The organism is Salinibacterium xinjiangense (assembly GCF_014645015.1).
Classification (GTDB): domain Bacteria; phylum Actinomycetota; class Actinomycetes; order Actinomycetales; family Microbacteriaceae; genus Rhodoglobus; species Rhodoglobus xinjiangensis.
Map to the genome: position 1 here is coordinate 50,091 of NZ_BMLC01000001.1, position 16,855 is coordinate 66,945.

Consider the following 16,855-nt stretch of genomic DNA (forward strand, 5'->3'; position numbering starts at 1 on the left):
TCAGGCCGCGGAATAAGCACGACGCAACCAGTCGAGCAGCTCATCGTCGACCTGACGCGGGTCTGTGATCCTCGCGCGGTGGGTGACCATCGCATTCCACGAGCCTGACGCCTCGAAGCGGGCCGTGACGGGTTCGCCTTTTACGTTGATCCCGACATCCATTCGGGTCGCCGTGAATGCGACGATCGCAAATTTCCTACCGTCCCTGAGCAGGCTTATGTAGGTGTCGGTCGGAGAAACATCGACCGGCCCGTCCTGCTCTACAGACGCGACGAGTGCTTCGTAGATCGGCTGCCAATGACCCTTTGCGCCGGCAAATTGCGATGCGATGCGATCGGATGCCGCGGGTCGTTCCCGGAATGTCGACACGATCGCCATTCCGTGCCCATGGCCGAGCCCGAAGTCTTCCTTCAGCCACGCGATGATTGCCCCCGTCGGTGTGCCGTCGGCGAGCAGGCCACGGTCTTCCGCGAGTTGGCGGAAATCCTCGGGATTCAGTCCGGTTTTGGTTTTCACGGTGTCGAGATAAGCCTGGAACGTCATGTGATCACGCTAGCCCCGGCGCTGAGTCGGGTCTAGTTCCGGTGGTTGTGGTTGTGGTTGTGGACAGGCTAGAACGAGATCGAGAGCCAGGGGGCGCGCGCCGAATGGAATATGGAATCCAGCGTTGCCACGGATTTCGATGTGCCCGCCAGGAGCCCCGCCGATGAAAGGGTCGATGCCGACACCCCTCCGAGGTAGAGGGCAGACAGCGACGTGATGGGGAGCGAGATGGAGGCGCTGTCGTCCCCGTCGAATCCCGCAGTGACGCGGGCAGTTCCCGTGGCATCCACTTCCAGCAGGTAGGTGCCTGTGGCAAAGCCGAGTTCATCCTCCACGCGAAGCACGCATCGGCCTTCCCCGGCGTACCTGCGTGCTTCCAGCGATGCCCGGACGTCGAGGATGCGCAGCCAGAGATGATCCCAGGTCGATTGTGAGGCAGCGCGACGGTCGCTGATGTTCCACACGACAGGTTCGTCGACAGTGCGGTGCACAGCCTTGAGCGCGCGCACGAGATCCATCTCGAGCAGGTAGCGCCAGAGTGCGAAGTACGCGTCATCGGTTTCGTGGGACAGGTGAAGCACTGTGAGGGTGTGCCCCCTGAAATCTCCCTCGTTCTCGGTGACGCGGTAGAGGGCGAGGCCACGAGCGTGACCGTCGGCGTCGTCGTACCGCACTGCGCGCAGGTCTGCGCCCTTGTTCTTGTCATCGTCTGCGATGCCGGCGAGCTGATCCCAGCGCAAACCCCACGCCGGGATCTGGCCCGGGCTGTCGAGTCGCACCCGTTCATGCATCTCTGCCACGTCGTTGCGGAACTGGGATCGGGTGATGAAATTGACGCGACCGTCCGGTGTCGGCCCCGTCCAGGTCACCCGTTTCGTGTCGATCTCGAGATTGGCCGCGAACGCGGCAGGAGCAAATCCGAACCGGCCATAGATCGTGGATTCCGACACCGTCAGGATCGCCATCGGAATTCCTCGTTGATGCGCGGTGCGCAGCTCGCCCTCGAGTAGGTTGCGAGCAATGCCCTTGCGGCGATGCGTCGGCGCTACGGTGACCGAGCTGATGGCCAGGGCCTCAAGGGTCCGACGTCCTGGGACCGTCATGTCGACCGTCCATGAACTCACCGTCGCCACGGGCGTGGCTGCATCGAGTGTCGAGTCATCCCAGACACCGGTCGTGCGGCGGTCGGCAAGGCCGGTGACGTGATGGGTAATGGTCTCTGCGCTGAACTCCGGCTCATGGAATCCCCGCGAATCCGCCCTGAGCCAGGTCTCGAACTTTGCGTGATCTGAGGTGTCCACGAGGGCGAGTCGCAGTCCGTTTACCGAGAGTGACGTTGCGGAAGCCTGGTCGATGGGAACGTCTGCGAGCTCGGTCATACGTCAACGGTAGCCGGAATTGACGCGACGCTTTCTCGATTCGAAGTCGCTGGCCAGATCTTGTTATCGTCGGACGGTGAGTGAATTCCGCGTACAGAGACGAGCCAGCCTCGAAGTGTTGCGCGCCGAAGCGTCAGAAGAGCGGGACACGGTCGTGCATGAGCGACTCATCGCAGGTGGTGACCCCTGGGACTTCATGGATGAACTCCCCACCGTCGACGAACTGGTCATCTACCTGCTCCGCGCTGACGCTATCAACGCCAATGGGGGCGTGCTGCCGTCGCCGACGCGCGAGTACCGCGTGCTCAGGCAGATTGCACTCCAACACCCTGCACTCACCAGGACGGTGTGGAGATTGATCGGTCAACTGGCCGACCAATGACAGTCACTCCGCCGAGACGAACCAGGGTGGGTGGACCACGACCTTGACTGATGTCAGCTTCCTGACCCGGTCGCGCATCCGGTCGTTGGAAACGCCAACCAACTGCACCGATTCGATGGGGAATGGTGCGAGGGCCAGGGCTTCCGCCTCCTGCACATCATCACTGTCGTGCAACCGCTCGAGCATCCGGGTGAGTGAATCCCCCGTGGCGAAGCGGGTAAGGCTGTGGGCGGCGTCGCCATCGGCGATCACCGACTCCTCACCCAGCGCCTCGACTGTGCTGACCAGGAAGACAAAATCCGATGTCGTGGCAGCTCGAGCTGCCGGTGACCAGCGAGTCTCGTCACCAGCGCCTTCGCGTAGCTGCTCCCAGAGCGTCGCACTCGGCGTGAGGTAGAACGGGATGTACTCAGACACCATGCGACCGTCAGAGCACACCCTTGCCGTGCTGCGAAGCTCACGCGTGAGTTCAGTGCTCAGGTCGACAGTCGGCGCCGCATTGGCGAGGAGGGCTCCCGTCGCGAGAATCCCCTCGAGATTGTTAATGTGCGTGACGTGGTAGACCCGCTGCGCACCAGTGTTGATGGATTTCTTCGACGTCGATACTGCAGCGAAGCGTGGTGTTCGTGAACTTGCTCGAACGACCTTGGGTTTTTCTGGAACGGCCTTCGGGAAACAGCTGTCGCACAGCGGAATCTCGAGCCCGTGGATGCAATCTGGCACTGCTGTCCTCTCGAGACATGGTCGGCGTCTCCTCTAACGGTACGGCTATTCGCGAGTGCGGGTCGACCAGCGGCATCGAAAATCAGCGAATCGACCTGTCAGCGCACGAGTTGAGCTGGCGTGCGATGGATGGCGCGATCAGTTCTGCCCAGGCCGAGTAGGTGCGACCCGTGCCCTCTCGACCGGCGATACCGCTGGGAGAAAACGGCACGAAGATCGTGTTGGGCCTCTCCCGGCACAGTTGCCGGGCTTTGTCGTTGAGCGCGGCACCCAGCCTCGCCGCCCATGGTCGAAAAACTCGAGGGAGGGCAGTCACGGTATCAAGCGGTGGGGTCGCCACGATGAATATCCGCATGTTCGCCGGCCCACGCCCGGTCATCTGATCCAGCGCATTTTCGAGCCGTCGACGATAGATCGCGCCGGGAAGAAAAAGGATCGCGTCGACGTCGCCGGGAGTGATGACAACGGCATCCGCCGTCCGCAGGATGCGTGTCACTCCAAAGGGCAACTCCGCGCTGCCAGAGAGGATGTCATCGGTAACGACGTCTATCGTGATGCCCCGGCCGGTCGCTGTCGAGATTGATCGCGCGAGATAACCTCCGAGGGCGTCGTCGTGCGAGCTCATGCCCCAGCCGACGGATATCCCGCCGCCCACCAGCAGGATGCGATCGGGATCCGGTCCAGGAACCGAAACTGAGCCGGATGACTCCGGGGACGTCAGCGAACGCCACGATAGGTGGGAGTTCGAGAGCCAGTGCAGTGCAAGTGGACGGACGACCGCTTGGCGGAGCAAATCGGTCATTCCCCCACCTCCTTCGGCAATTCATGCGGCTTGGTTCGCCTCAAACGCCAGTATATTACGAGGTGTTCTCAGATTGATATGCCCAGTTTCGGGGCTACCGCACGCGTGACGATCCCGCACTCAGCCGGGCTGTCAGGGGTGTCGCTCCCTGTCTCCGGCTATCGCCTGGATTCTCAATGCGAGCTTGCGAAGCAAAGCGTGGTCGCGTTCTGAAAACTTCCTGGGCTTCGAATCCAGAAGGCACAGAGCGCCGACCCTCTGCCCATCTACCGATTCGATCCAATAGCCCGCATAAAATCGTGGACTGCCGATGCGGCGGACCCAGCTCCGATCGCGAAATCGAGGGTCGACCGATAAGTCCTCGATCACGAGGAGCTCGGACCGCTGGATCGTGAGCGAACACACACCCTCGGAGCGCGAAAGCTGCCCGGGGTTGATTCCTGCAAAAGATTTGATCCACACGCGGTCGGTGTCGATGAAGCTCAGCGCCGCAGTGTCTGTTCCGAAGAGGTTTCGAGCCATCTCGACAACGTCGTCGAATCGAGGATTTCTGATGTCGTTGAGCACGCCCATGTCACGAAGCGCCGCGAGTCGGGCATCCTCGTTGATGGGGCCGTGAATGGCCGACATCCTCCGGCAGGCCGACGCGTTCAGGGCACTGACCATCTGAGGTGCAATGGATGATGCCCAGCCCAGGTAGTCTTCACGGTTTACCACGCCGTCGCCGTGCTTGACGATCGGGACCGTGATCGGGGTCACGCGCAGCCCCTCGCACTCTTCGATGAGGATAATCACGAAATCGCGTGCTCGTTCAGCTACGGCCCGCGCATACGCTGAGGGATTCGGGATGCCAGCCGAGGCGACCGCCATCCCCATGAGCACGAACGCGTGGGGCGCACAACTGTCGAGCAGCCTCACGAGATTGCGTACCTGGGACCTGAAAGATTTCACCGGTAGAAGTTGCAAAGCCTCGATGTCGCCGAGAACGAGCAACGAGGTATCGTATCGAGTGAGGTCTGCGCGGGAATACATTTCGACGGCGTCGACAATCGACATCTCCGACTTTGCGGCGATATCGACGTTCACCCCACGTTCGGTCGACTCCGCCAGACGCCGCGCCAGGTTTCCACCCAGAGCGAGATCGTGTGACAGCACTCCGAAGCCGACGGCGATCCCACTGCCCATGAGCAGTACCCGATCGGCGTTCGGGCCATCCGAATGGACGGAAGGCGAATCGAGCGGAGTGGGCAACTGGCGCCAGCCGTTGCCCGAATATTTCATCCAGACATCAGCCAACGGCCGCGCAATTGCATGCACAAGACTGTCCATGTATCCCCCCCGGGTTGATAGCGGTTTACCGCGACCTTAAGCGTTCAACGCAAGCGGGAGCGGCAGTAGAGCCTATCGCGACGCTCAAAGACTGTAAGACATTTCTACAGGGTCGGGCCGATTCAGCGGCCGATGTCACCCTTGCTCTGCGCGGCCTTCGCTGCCCTGTCGGCTTTGATTCGAGCGTTGTCGTCCTGCACTGCAGCGTGCGTGGCACGCTCGACGACGAGCCACTCGGGTTTTTGCTCCAGCAGGCTCTTGATCTCTCCCGACGTCATCGTGTCGGGCGCACCGGCCCGGGCGAGCCCGGACGTTGAGATGCCCAGTTTGCGCGCGACCTCATGGCGGGGATGCGGGCCATTCTTGCGCAGCTCGATGAGCCATTCCGGCGGAGTGGACTGCAGTTCAGCGAACTGGCCGCGAGTGACCTCGCCCTCCTGGAACTCGACGGGGGTCGCCGGCAGGAAAATTCCGAGCTTCTTTGCCGCAGTAGCGGGCTTCATGGTCTGGTCTGGCACAGTGCAAGGGTAGCCTGTGGCAATGGTCCAGCCTGCGAATCCTGTCTACGGGGCCACCCTGAGGGTGGCATTCGTGGTCGGGGTCACCCCCGGCAAGTGGGCGAAAGTGTGGGCGGAACGACTGCCTCGCACCTACCTGGAACTGACCGCATCGACCACGGCGCAGTCACGGGCTGCGCTCGACGGCGGCTCTGTCGACGCCGCATTATTGAGGATGCCCGTCACGGGTGACCACCTGTCGAGCATCCCTCTTTACGTCGAGCTTCCCGTCGTCGTCGTGCCCAAGGATCACGCCATCGAGGCGATGGATGTCGTGACCATGGGCGATCTCGATGCCGAGAATGTGCTGTCGAATGACGTGCAAGATGCCGACTGGGCACCCATTGTCGAGTTGGTTGCGACCGGTGCCGGCGTTGCCGTCATGCCGCAATCGGTCGCGAGAGCACTCAGCCGGCGGGACGTGGTCGCTCGGCCCGTCTCCGATGGCCCTCAGAGCCGGATCGCTCTTGCGTGGCTCTCGACCAACGACAGCCCGCTGGTCGAGGAGTTCATCGGGATCGTGAGAGGCCGAACCGCGAACAGTTCGCGCGGAGTGCAGCCTCCTACGGAAAAGAAGTCGAAGCCCGCCAAGCCCCGGACGCCCGATCGTCGACCGGGTCGCCGACGCTAGTCGTCGTGCGCGATGACCAGCGACTCGATCTCACGCATCACCATGACTGCGAGATCTTCAAGGGTAGCCAGAGCGTCGGCATCGATCGTGCGCGGGTTGACATCCAGTACGCAGAGGGTGCCGATCGCTGTGTTGTCCGCGGTGAGTATGGGCACGCCTGCGTAGAACCTGAAGCTCTCCGCATCGGATCCATTCGGCGTCATGAGGGGATTCTGCGCCGAACGCAGGTCGATCGTGGCATCCTCTATCACCCAGGGCGTCGACTGGATGAGGGCGGGCGCGTTGGCTGCGGCATCCATTCCGATGCTCGTGACATCGAGGTCGTGCCGTGACGTGAACCACACGCGGTCATGACCAGCAATGCTCACCATGGCAAGGGGGACCGAGTTGATCCTCGCCGCCATCGCCGTGATGCGGTCGAAAGCTTCGTCGGGAAGCGGCCCGGGAAGAGCGATGCTGACCGGTACCGGAGGTGACCTGTGCCGGCCCGACTCGGTGAACGAGAACTGGCCCATCGCGACGGCGACATCGTGGATGTCCGGGCGATCGCCCGGCTCCCGGGAGGTCATGGCCCGCAGCAGAATCCGCCACTCGTCCGGAACGAAATCAGGGATCTCGGGGTCGTTGATCAGCCGCACCATCGCGGAGTGCTGAGGGGGGCCGGGAAAGGCGAGTTGCGCAGTGAGGCATTGCAGGATCACGAGTCCCAGCGAGTACACGTCGCTGGCGGGCCCTACCTCTTCGCCCCTGGCCTGCTCCGGGCTGAGGTAGGCGACCGTGCCCGTGACGAAATCCTCATCCGGAATCGCCTGGGCATTGCCGATCGACGCGATGCCGAAGTCACCCAGTTTCGAATTGACTGTGAGCCCGTCGTTGGTCACGGCGATGAGGATGTTTGCTGGCTTGACATCCCGATGCACGATGCCCAGGTCGTGCACGTATTCGAGTGCGGTAGCGACCCAGTATCCAACCTGTGCAACCTGGCGATTGCGCAGCGGTCCGGAATCGAGCCGACGTTTAAGGTCGGTGCCCTCGACGAGTTCCATCACGAAGTAGATGCGCGGCCTGACGGGATCGGTGCGGTCGACGGCGGCATCGAGCAGGGTGACGAGGTTCGGGTGGTTCAGGCGCGCAAGCACATCGACTTCGATTTCCTGTCGGCGGAAATCGCTCTCGGCGGTGGCGGCCGCCCTGAACAGCTTGACCGCGACGTCCCGGCCGAGGAATTCATCTCGCGCCCTGAAGACGTCAGCCATTCCCCCGCGGGCGATGAGAGACAGCGGCGTGTAGCGGCGTCGCAGGCGAGCGGGCCATTCGAAATCGTCACTTGTCGCAGAGGCCTCTGTTGCAGAGCTGTTTGCCTCAGGGTCGTTTGCCGCAGTGTTGTCTGTTGCCGAGTCGTTTGTCACTGGCCCTCCCCATTCTGCTCCGTCGACAGGTGCCTGATCACAGAATAGGGATCCGTACGACTATCGCCGGGGGGATTACGGTGAACGTCCTGTTCACGATAAAGGGAGCAAACCGGGCGAGCAGTACAGTGGATCGAGATGTCATTCACGCGACGCAGCTTCATCATCAGCGCCGGGGCCGGTGCGTCGCTGCTCGTGCTCACCGCCTGTACCGACACGCCACCCTCTCCCACACCTGCGCCCACGCCGACCCCGACCAGCTCAGTGCCGACTCCGACCAGCCTGCAGCGCAGCAACTGGTCAAACGATCCCCTCGCCATGGGCGCGGTGAGCTTCCTGCCGCCGGGGGCGACACCTCTGCACCGTGAGAATCTCGCCCAGAACGTCATCGACAGGGTGTTCTTCGCCGGTGAGGCGACGGCCGATGAACCCTCCACCGTCCGGGGAGCACGGAGTTCGGGCGCCAGGGCCGCCGGCGAAGTGTTCGCGCTCGTCGGTGAGGGTGAACGTATTGCCGTGATCGGTGCCGGCGCGGCCGGTGCCGAGTGCGCACGACGACTGTCAGCGTTCGGCATCGACGTCGTCGTGCTCGAGGCACGCGACCGCACCGGTGGGCGCATCCACAGCACGAAGGCCGAAGAAGGCCAGTTCAGCGAGCTGGGCGCCTGGCGGCTCGGTCTCGACAGCGATGCCGAGATCATCGCGGCCCTCGAACGACTCGATGTCGCCAGGAGCGCGACCACTGGTCCCGACCTCATGCGCGATCCTGACAGTGGCGCCGAGGTTCTGACGCCCGCAGGCATTACCCCAACCAACACGGCCGGGGCTCGTGCCGTCAGCACCGCCGTCGAGTGGGCCGTCATGCAGGTCGCAGACTCCACCCTCGCCGATGCTCTCGACACTTCGGGCGCTCGCAGCACCGCGGCCGCTGCGAACCAGGGCGACCTCGTGGGTGAGGCTCTGCTTGAGCAGTACCTGCGCGGGCTTGCTGTCGAGACGGGGGCTGAGGCATCCGCTCTCTCTGCATGGTTCACTCCCCCGCAGGTGCCAGAAGAACGCGCGCTGGTCACCGGGGCGTTCGTCACACTCGTCGATGACGATCTGGAGGGGATCGAGACCTTCCTGTCGACGGCCGTGCTGGGAATCTCGTACGACGACGACCGGGTCAGCCTGCGGCTCGGCACGGGCGAGTCGCTCAGCGTCGACAGGGTCGTCGTCACGGTGCCGCTCGGTGTGCTGAAGGCATCCGCCATTACATTCTCGCCACTGCTGCCGTTCGGTCACCGCGCTGCCATCAACGCGATCTCCGTCGGCGCAATCGAATTGGTGAAGGTGACATTCGACGAACCCTTCTGGACAACGGATGCCACCACCTGGGGCCTCGTCGGAACCGACGAGCTCATCACCAGCTGGGTCAACCTGCTGCCGGTCACCGGCGAGGCGGCGCTGGTCGGCGTGGTGGGTGGCGACGCCGCGATCGCGCTTGCAGGGCTCACCGAAAACGAACTCGCGGAGCTGGTCAGTTCGAGCCTGGAGCCGTTCGCCGATAACGCGTGAGGGCCACGACGGCGAGACCTACGACGGCGAAGACCAGCAGGGCCAGCCCAGACAGCCTGATGAATTCCAGTGGGCCGCTGAGTTGCCCCGGATCGAGGAAATAATAGGGAAACCAGCCTACGGTCGCGCCACGCAGCATCGTCAGCCCACCCCACGTCAGTGTGTAGCCCAGCACGAAGACGATGGTGCGCCAGGCTGCGCGACCCCGGCCGGGCGACAGGAACCATTCCAGGACGGCGAGCGGTGGTAGCCAGAAGTGCAGCACCAGGTCGGAGGTCGGCACGTCGATGGGGACGGTGTTCGACCCGGCCTGCTGCACGATAAGGGCGAACACGATGCCCGCGGTCACTGTGCAGGTCAGGATGCAGGCTCGCATGGCCGTCAGCCACACCGGATCCCGATCAGACCGCAAAGCCACCGCTCCGGCGAGGACTGTCACTATCGTGAAGGCGATGTTGCTCTGGATGGTGAGGTAGGCGTAGTAGTTGTTCGGGGTGAATGTCGCCGACCCGAGGCCCCAGTTGTAGCGCGAGATGAGTGCCATCGCACAGGTCACCGCCAGGGCGAGCCTGACGGCCCCGACGATCGACCGAGGGCGTAGGTCCCTGACCGTCGGGGGCAGCAGTTTGGCGACATTCAGCACGGTGAAGAGGGGTCAACCGCAGGGATCTACCGACGGAAAACGCATGAATCGAGACTACGCCCCCCGGTTGGACCCTTCGGCAACGGCATATCTAGTTGGCTATGGTGCCTCGCCAGGCGCCGTCGGCAGAGCCCTCGGTTTCGATGTACTTCTTGAAGTTCTCGAGTTCGTGCTTGACAGCGCTGTCGGGGATGTTGAGCGCGGCGCCGGCTTTTTCGACGAGTCCACTCGGGTCCCAGTCGATCTGCACGGCCACTCGGGACGACGTGTCGCTGAGCTTGTGGAACGTCACGACTCCGGCGTGGTTTACCTCGCCGCCGGTGCTCGTCCAGGCGATGCGGTCATCCGGAAGCTGCTCACTGATCACCGTGTCGAACTCGCGGGTGTTGCCTGCGATGCTCACGACCCAGTGGTTGTGCTTGTCGTCCTGCTGGGTGATCGATTCGACGACGCTCAGAAACTTCGAAAACTCTTCAAACTGGGTCCACTGGTTGTACGAGATGTTCACGGGAACACTAACGTCGATCGTCTGCAGCACTTGTGCCATTGTGGGGCTCCTTAAGTCGTTGCGTGGTTGTCATTCCACGTTAGGCACAATGGCGAATGGATGCCCCGGGGTTGATCCCCGGGCCGACGGCGGCTATGCGTTCCGCGCCGCCTCCAGCGTGCGCTCCCGCATCGCGAGGAACAGTGGGAAGGTGAACGCGAACGCCGTGATGCCCGACAGCACGATGTAGAGCCAGGCCCGCTTCATCCCGAGCCTGCGTGATTCCACGACGATCAGGATGCAGCCCGCCACCGCAACGACCAGCAGGTCGACAGTCAGCGACGACACTGCGGGGCCGCTGTTCACCCAGTCGCCGATGAAATCGCGGAGCTGGATGACCGCCAGCGTGTTGAACGTCCAGGTGCCGACGAGGCCGACAATGGCCAGAACGAGCCAGGTGATCGCAAGAGGGGTCCAGTTCTTCGTCATGGGAACATTGTTGCGCGTGGGGCCGCTGGCTGCACAGGCGACGACACGCCGCACAATGTCGTCCGTAATTGACACACTAGAACGTATGTTCGAACATAGGGTTATGACCTCCGCTGCCGCGACCCTCAGTAGCCCTGAGCACGCTGTCGAAAGCAGCGCGCCCAGCAGGGTGGCCGAGTTGCAGGCTCGCATCCGGTCGATGCAGGCAACGAAGCTCGACTCGAAACTGATCCCCACGCACCCCGCGATCGCCGGGTTGCTGCCGGGTGGCGGGCTGCAGCAGGGAGCCGCATACTCCGTCGACAGTTCGGCGATGCTGCTCATGACCCTGCTGGCGGCACCCTCGGCCGCGGGTTCCTGGTGTGCGGTCGTTGGCGTGCCGGAGTTTGGAGTCGAAGCAGCGGGTCATTTCGGTATCGACCTCGACCGGCTGGTGCTGGTGCCCCGGCCTGCAGAGCAGTGGCTGGCCGTGACGGCGGCCGTCGCCGATGTTATGAGCGTTGTCGTCACCCGCCCGCCCAAGCGCGCAACCGACTCCAGCATCGCGCGCCTCGCAGCGCGGCTGCGCCAGCGCGGAACCACCCTGCTCGTGCTCGGCAACTGGCCCCAGACCGAGGCGATGCTGTCACTGTCCCAGAGCACCTGGCACGGCATCGGCGACGGCCACGGCCACCTGTCATCACGCGAAGTGACCATCACCGTGACCAGCCGCATGACGGGCCGACCCCGCAGCACGAGGCTCTGGCTGCCCGATTCCGGAGCTGTAGTGAGACGATCCGACACCCGCGTCGACGACACCCGCAGGTACGGCACATGAGGTGGGAACCGCCGAGGGTCGCCCTGCTGTGGTGCCCGGACTGGCCGGTAACTGCCGCGGCCCAGTCGGCAAAGGTCTTGGTGGATGCCCCGATCGCCCTGATCTCGGGCGGCATAGTCCATGCTTCATCCGCTGCGGCGCGCGTCGAGGGAATCCGGCGTGGCCTGCGATTGCGCGAGGCGCAGGCCATGCACCCCGATCTCGTGGTGCTCGACTACGACGCAGCCCTCGACAACCGGGCGTTCGAACCCATCATCACGGCTCTCGAAGCCCTCGTTCCCGGTGTGCAGGTGCTGCGGCCGGGGCTGTGCGCTGTGCAGGTGCGCGGCGCTGCTCGGTATTACGGTGGCGAACTGCCCGCCGGCCTTTTCCTCACCGGCAGGGCAGACGACGAGGGGGCAGGCGGGGCCAGGGTCGGCATCGCTGACGGGATCTTCACGGCAGACCAGGCGGCACGCAGAACCGGTGCGCAGGGCAACGATCGTGTGCATGTGGTGCAGACCGGGCATTCGGCCGACTTTCTCGCACCACTCGGCATCGGGCTGCTCGACGACCAACAGGGACCGGTGGGGGCAGCGGCGATCGTCACCCTGCTGCGCAGGCTCGGCATCCGCACGCTCGGTGATTTCGCCGGACTGCCCGCCGACGATGTGACATCGAGGTTCGGGCCCCCCGGAGCACGCCTGCATGCGCTGGCGAGCGGCCGCGATTCGTGGCCCGTCACCCCACGCACTCCCCCGCAAGACCTGGATGTGATGATCGACTTCGAGCCGGCCCTCGACCGGGTCGACCAGGTTGCGTTCGGTGTTCGAGCGATGGCCGAACGGTTCATCCTCGACGTCACGGCGGCGAAGCTGGTGTGCACGGCCATCCGCGTCGAACTCGACTCCGACTCCGGTGAGCTCTCTGAGCGCGTCTGGCTGCATCCTCGCTCGTTCACCCCGGGTGATGTCGTCGACCGCGTGCGGTGGCAGTTGCAGGGTTCGGGTGAGGTCGGGCTGAGCTCCGGGATCACCAGGGTAAGGGTTTCGCCCGAGGCCGTCGACGCGATCGGCAATCACGAGAGCGGGCTGTGGGGGCAGGGTCCGGATGAACGGATCCACCACGGCCTGTCACGCGTGCAGAGCATGCTCGGCCACGGCGCGGTGCTGATGCCGGGCGTCGGCGGGGGCCGCACCCTCCACGAGCGGCAGCAATTCGTGGCCTGGGGCGACAGGCTCGTGGGCGACCGCCCGGCCGGGCAGCCCTGGCCAGGGCAGCTCCCCACTCCGCTGCCTGGCACCGTGTTCTCGCCGCGGCATCCCGTGCACGTCTTCTCCCGCACAGGAGCGGCCGTCGCCGTCGACGAGCGAGGTGCCCTCTCTGCACCGCCCGTCTCGTTCTCAGCCACGGGAACGCAGGCCCGCACGCTCACGGCATGGGCCGGCCCCTGGCCCATCGACGAACGCTGGTGGAGCGAGGATGCGACGAGTTCCTGGCGGTTCCAGGCTGTAGATGACACAGGATGCGCCTGGCTGCTTGTGCTCGACGCCGGCGGCTGGTGGGCCGAAGCGAGGTACGACTGATGAGGTGGAACAACCCGCCCATCCCGTGGTCGGAGTTCGAGAAGAAACTGAGCGACGCCTCACGGCCAGGCTCTGCGCCGCCGGTGGGCGCAGACGGCGGCGACAGCCCGGCCTGGTCGCTCAAGCGCAAGCCGTACCAGGCGCCTGCGGATATCAAAAACACGGATGCCACGGCTCCCGCTCGCGCGGCAACTGTGCCATACGCGGAGCTGCACGCCCACTCGAGCTTCAGCTTCCTCGACGGGGCGAGCATGCCGGAGTCGCTCGCGGAGGAGGCGGCGCGCCTTGGGCTGCATGCCCTAGCACTCACGGATCACGACGGGCTCTACGGCATCGTCAGGATGGCAGAGGCCGCCGCCGAGATCGGCGCGACAGCCACCGTGTTCGGTGCAGAGCTGTCTCTCGGCCTCAGGAAGCCGCAGAATGGCACCCCCGATCCCGAGGGCATCCACCTGCTGGTGCTCGCCAGGAAAGAGGAGGGCTATCACCGGCTCTCCTCTGCCATCACGAAAGCCCAGTTGCACGGAGGCGAGAAGGGCCGGCCCCTCTACGATCTCGAAGAACTCGCAGACCAGGCAGACGGTCACTGGATCGTGCTTACCGGGTGCCGCAAAGGCGCCGTGCGACAGGGGCTCGCCCGCGGTGATGCCGCGGCTGAACTCGATCACCTCGTCGAGCTTTTCGGTGCCGACAATGTGGTCGTCGAGCTCTTCGATCACGGCAATCCGCTCGACAACGCCCACAATGACGCGCTGTTCGAACTCGCTCAACAAAGAGGTCTTCGGGCCGTAGCCACCGGAAATGTGCACTACGCCACACCGGCACAGAACCGGCTGCACACGGCGCTGTCTGCCGTACGGTCGCATCGCAGCCTCGACGAGATGGATGGCTGGCTCCCCGCATCCGGTTCGGCCCACCTTCGCTCAGGAGCCGAGATGGCGGCCAGGTTCGCCCGGTACCCCGGCGTGATCGAGAACACGGTCATCATCGCCGATGCCCTCAGCTTCGAACTCAGGTCGGCCAGGCCCGAGTTGCCGATGCCGGACGTCCCCGACGGCCGCACCCCCATGAGCTACCTGCGTGAACTCGTCTGGCAGGGCGTCGGGCTGCGGGCGATGGAGATGGATGATGCCAAGCACGCTCGAATCGAACGCGAGCTCGAGGTCATCGAGGAGAAGCACTTCGCCGGATACTTCCTGATTGTGTGGGATATCGTCCGCTACGCCCGTGGCTGCGGCATCCTGTGCCAGGGTCGCGGTTCTGCCGCCAACTCGGCCGTCTGCTACCTGCTGATGATCACAGCCATCGACCCGATCTTCTACAAGCTCCCCTTCGAACGGTTCATCTCGGCGATGCGGGAAGAAGAACCAGACATCGATGTCGATTTCGATTCGGAACGCCGGGAAGAGGTGATCCAGTACGTCTTCGAAAAGTACGGTCGCGAGAACGCTGCGCAGGTCGCCAACGTGATCCAGTACCGCCCCAAGTTCGCGGTCCGCGACATGGCCAGGGCTCTCGGGCACAGCCCAGGCCAGCAGGATGCGTGGTCGAAACAGGTGGAGCGGTGGGGTGCCACCGTCTCGAGCGATGAGCACGACATCCCCCAGAATGTCGTCGATCTTGCGATGGACGTGATGAAATTCCCCCGCCACCTCGGCATCCACTCCGGAGGCATGGTACTCACGAGGCGACCCGTGGGCGAGGTGGTACCGATCGAGCATGCGCGCAAAGAGAAGCGCACGGTGGTGCAGTGGGACAAAGACGATTGCGCGTGGATGGGGCTGGTCAAGTTCGACCTACTGGGCCTCGGGATGTTGTCTGCCCTGCAATACAGCTTCGACATGGTGCGTGAGACCCTCGGTGAGAGCTGGGAGCTGGGCACACTGCCGCGCGAAGAGCAGGGCGTCTACGACCAGTTGTGCAGGGCAGACGCGATCGGCGTGTTCCAGGTGGAAAGTCGGGCGCAGATGGGGTTGCTGCCCCGCCTGCAGCCTCGCGAGTTCTATCACCTGGTCGTCGAGATCGCGCTGATACGACCCGGCCCGATCCAGGGTGGAGCGGTGCATCCCTATGTGCGCCGCAAGATGGGTACGGAACCCATCACCTACCTGCATCCCCGGCTGGAAGAGCCGCTTGCTCGCACTTTGGGGGTGCCGATCTTCCAGGAGCAGCTGATGCAGATCGCCGTCGCCGTGGGCGGCTGCACGCCGGATGACGCCGACCTGCTCCGCCGGGCCATGGGCTCGAAACGTGGCATCGAGAAGATCGAGAGGCTGCGCGACAAGCTCTACGTCGGCATGGCCGAGCACGGCATAACCGGTAGTGATGCCGACCAGATCTATGGCAGCATCCAGGCTTTCGCGGGATTCGGTTTCGCCGAGAGCCACGCGCTCAGCTTCGGCCTGCTCGTCTACGCCAGCGCCTGGGTGCGACTGCACTACCCCGCAGCATTTCTCGCCTCGATGCTCCGCGCCCAGCCGATGGGCTTCTACTCCCCGCAATCCCTGGTGGCGGATGCCCGGCGCCACGGCGTGCAAGCGCTCCGGCCCGACATCCAGGCCTCGGGAGTCTATGCGGGGCTCGAGTCGATCGACGGCTCCACTGCTGCGACGGGATGGGATTCGTGCCTCGCTCGCGAGCAGCCGCCGGTGGGTCCGTTCGACTGTGCTGCCCACTTCGACACCGACGACCACCGCCGCGATGGCGCGTTCGCCGTGCGACTCGGTCTCGACGAGATCAGCGGCATTGGCATCCCGGTGGCGGAGAAGATCGTGGACGAACGCGAGCGTGCGGGCGAATTCCTCAGCATGAACGACCTCGTGCGCCGAGTGGGCCTGACGACAGCCCAACTGGAGGTGCTTGCCGCTGCTGGTGCATTCGACTGCTTCGGCCTGAGCCGGCGCGAGGCCATGTGGAACGCCGGTAATGCCGCCCAGGATCGTTCCGAATACCTCCCAGGCAGCATCATCACGGTCCAGCCGCCGTTGTTCGCCCTCCCCTCCCCAGTCGACAACCTGATGTCAGACCTGTGGGCGACGGGGATGTCGACGAACAGCCACCCCGTCGAGCATCTGCGCCAGGCGCTGCGACGACGGGGTGTGCTGTCTGCGGCCGACCTGGCGACCGCAGAGTCAGGCAGACGGATCGAGATCGGTGGAGTTGTCACCCATCGCCAGCGCCCGGCGACAGCCAGTGGCATCACCTTCGTGAACATCGAGGATGAAACCGGACTGATCAATGTGATCTGCAGTGTCGGGGTGTGGACACGCTATAGGCGTATCGTCCGGGAGGCGCCCGCCCTGGTCGTCCGCGGGATCCTGGAGCGGTCGGCGGAGGGTGTCACGAACGTCCTTGCCGACCGGTTCGAGCTGCTCGACATGGCACCGAAGGTGCGATCACGCGATTTCCGATGACCACCAAAGTTGACGCTTCGTTAATATCTCACACCATTTCCGAAATATATGGCGGATTCGGGCATCCCCTGCTATAGCCTAAGAACATCGTTTTCGTTTCTTTGTAGACGGGATGTGGCCTCGACTGTC

General features: G+C 64.1%; 16 protein-coding genes. 6 read left to right on the top strand and 10 right to left on the bottom strand.

The genetic code is table 11. From position 1 onward, the window contains the following. Entirely contained in the window at positions 1 to 543 is a 543-nt protein-coding gene (locus tag IEW81_RS00235; RefSeq protein WP_097061937.1) for a DUF4287 domain-containing protein, read from the bottom strand. 68 nt (positions 544 to 611) lie between these two features. Further along, positions 612 to 1,922: a GNAT family N-acetyltransferase gene (locus IEW81_RS00240; protein WP_097061936.1), complete on the bottom strand. Its 1,311-nt coding sequence runs from the start codon at positions 1,920 to 1,922 to the stop codon at positions 612 to 614. 76 nt (positions 1,923 to 1,998) lie between these two features. Here IEW81_RS00240 and IEW81_RS00245 point away from each other — a divergent pair, with 76 nt between their 5' ends. Further along, a complete protein-coding gene (locus IEW81_RS00245) occupies positions 1,999 to 2,304 on the top strand; it encodes a tryptophan synthase subunit alpha (RefSeq protein WP_097061935.1) in 306 nt (101 codons plus the stop codon). Between the two features lie 3 nt (positions 2,305 to 2,307). Here IEW81_RS00245 and IEW81_RS00250 read toward each other — a convergent pair whose 3' ends face one another. The 4 genes from IEW81_RS00250 to IEW81_RS00265 all read right to left on the bottom strand — a co-directional run bounded on the left by IEW81_RS00250 (position 2,308) and on the right by IEW81_RS00265 (position 5,661). Further along, complete coding sequence (locus IEW81_RS00250) at positions 2,308 to 3,027, bottom strand: DarT ssDNA thymidine ADP-ribosyltransferase family protein (protein ID WP_097061934.1); 720 nt, start codon at positions 3,025 to 3,027, stop codon at positions 2,308 to 2,310. An 82-nt stretch (positions 3,028 to 3,109) separates the two neighbouring features. Then, positions 3,110 to 3,829 carry an SGNH/GDSL hydrolase family protein gene (locus tag IEW81_RS00255; RefSeq protein WP_097061933.1) on the bottom strand — a complete coding sequence of 240 codons (720 nt, stop codon included), beginning with the start codon at positions 3,827 to 3,829 and terminating at the stop codon, positions 3,110 to 3,112. A 132-nt stretch (positions 3,830 to 3,961) separates the two neighbouring features. Next, positions 3,962 to 5,110, bottom strand: coding sequence for a GAF domain-containing protein (locus tag IEW81_RS00260; RefSeq protein ID WP_179691919.1), 1,149 nt, complete (start codon positions 5,108 to 5,110; stop codon positions 3,962 to 3,964). Positions 5,111 to 5,280: 170 nt separating this feature from the next. Then, a complete protein-coding gene (locus IEW81_RS00265; RefSeq protein WP_097061931.1) occupies positions 5,281 to 5,661 on the bottom strand; it encodes a DUF5997 family protein in 381 nt (126 codons plus the stop codon). 37 nt (positions 5,662 to 5,698) lie between these two features. On the opposite strand from IEW81_RS00265, the gene IEW81_RS00270 reads away from it, so the two are divergent. Beyond that, the gene (locus tag IEW81_RS00270; protein WP_097061930.1) at positions 5,699 to 6,346 is read left to right on the top strand and encodes a LysR family substrate-binding domain-containing protein; all 648 of its coding nucleotides are present in this window, start codon (positions 5,699 to 5,701) and stop codon (positions 6,344 to 6,346) included. Here IEW81_RS00270 and IEW81_RS00275 read toward each other — a convergent pair. Further along, positions 6,343 to 7,755: a serine/threonine-protein kinase gene (locus tag IEW81_RS00275; protein WP_097061929.1), complete on the bottom strand. Its 1,413-nt coding sequence runs from the start codon at positions 7,753 to 7,755 to the stop codon at positions 6,343 to 6,345. The two genes, IEW81_RS00270 and IEW81_RS00275, sit on opposite strands and share 4 nt — an antisense overlap. Before the next feature lie 138 nt (positions 7,756 to 7,893). Between IEW81_RS00275 and IEW81_RS00280 the strand changes: the two genes are divergently transcribed. Then, positions 7,894 to 9,312, top strand: a complete 1,419-nt coding sequence (locus tag IEW81_RS00280; protein ID WP_097061928.1) for a flavin monoamine oxidase family protein — start codon at positions 7,894 to 7,896, stop codon at positions 9,310 to 9,312. On the opposite strand, the gene IEW81_RS00285 is transcribed toward IEW81_RS00280, so the two are convergent. From IEW81_RS00285 to IEW81_RS00295, 3 genes are all read right to left on the bottom strand, one after another. Beyond that, complete coding sequence (locus IEW81_RS00285) at positions 9,275 to 9,955, bottom strand: Pr6Pr family membrane protein (protein WP_097061927.1); 681 nt, start codon at positions 9,953 to 9,955, stop codon at positions 9,275 to 9,277. The genes IEW81_RS00280 and IEW81_RS00285 overlap by 38 nt on opposite strands. A 91-nt stretch (positions 9,956 to 10,046) precedes the next feature. Then, positions 10,047 to 10,502 carry an SRPBCC family protein gene (locus tag IEW81_RS00290; RefSeq protein ID WP_097061926.1) on the bottom strand — a complete coding sequence of 152 codons (456 nt, stop codon included), beginning with the start codon at positions 10,500 to 10,502 and terminating at the stop codon, positions 10,047 to 10,049. A 93-nt stretch (positions 10,503 to 10,595) separates the two neighbouring features. Then, positions 10,596 to 10,931 (bottom strand): DUF2834 domain-containing protein, encoded by a 336-nt coding sequence (locus IEW81_RS00295; RefSeq protein ID WP_097061925.1) that lies wholly within the window; start codon positions 10,929 to 10,931, stop codon positions 10,596 to 10,598. A 103-nt stretch (positions 10,932 to 11,034) separates the two neighbouring features. On the opposite strand from IEW81_RS00295, the gene imuA' reads away from it, so the two are divergent. Genes imuA' through IEW81_RS00310 form a run of 3 tightly spaced genes read left to right on the top strand, consistent with a single transcriptional unit; the run spans position 11,035 to position 16,726 of the window. Beyond that, positions 11,035 to 11,748, top strand: a complete 714-nt coding sequence (gene imuA', locus IEW81_RS00300; protein WP_229671178.1) for a DnaE2-dependent mutagenesis accessory factor ImuA' — start codon at positions 11,035 to 11,037, stop codon at positions 11,746 to 11,748. After that, complete coding sequence (locus tag IEW81_RS00305) at positions 11,745 to 13,313, top strand: DNA polymerase Y family protein (protein WP_097061924.1); 1,569 nt, start codon at positions 11,745 to 11,747, stop codon at positions 13,311 to 13,313. The genes imuA' and IEW81_RS00305 overlap by 4 nt, the downstream gene beginning before the upstream one ends. Beyond that, complete coding sequence (locus tag IEW81_RS00310) at positions 13,313 to 16,726, top strand: error-prone DNA polymerase (RefSeq protein WP_097061996.1); 3,414 nt, start codon at positions 13,313 to 13,315, stop codon at positions 16,724 to 16,726. Before IEW81_RS00305 ends, IEW81_RS00310 begins: the two co-directional genes overlap by 1 nt. Positions 16,727 to 16,855: the final 129 nt, after the last annotated feature.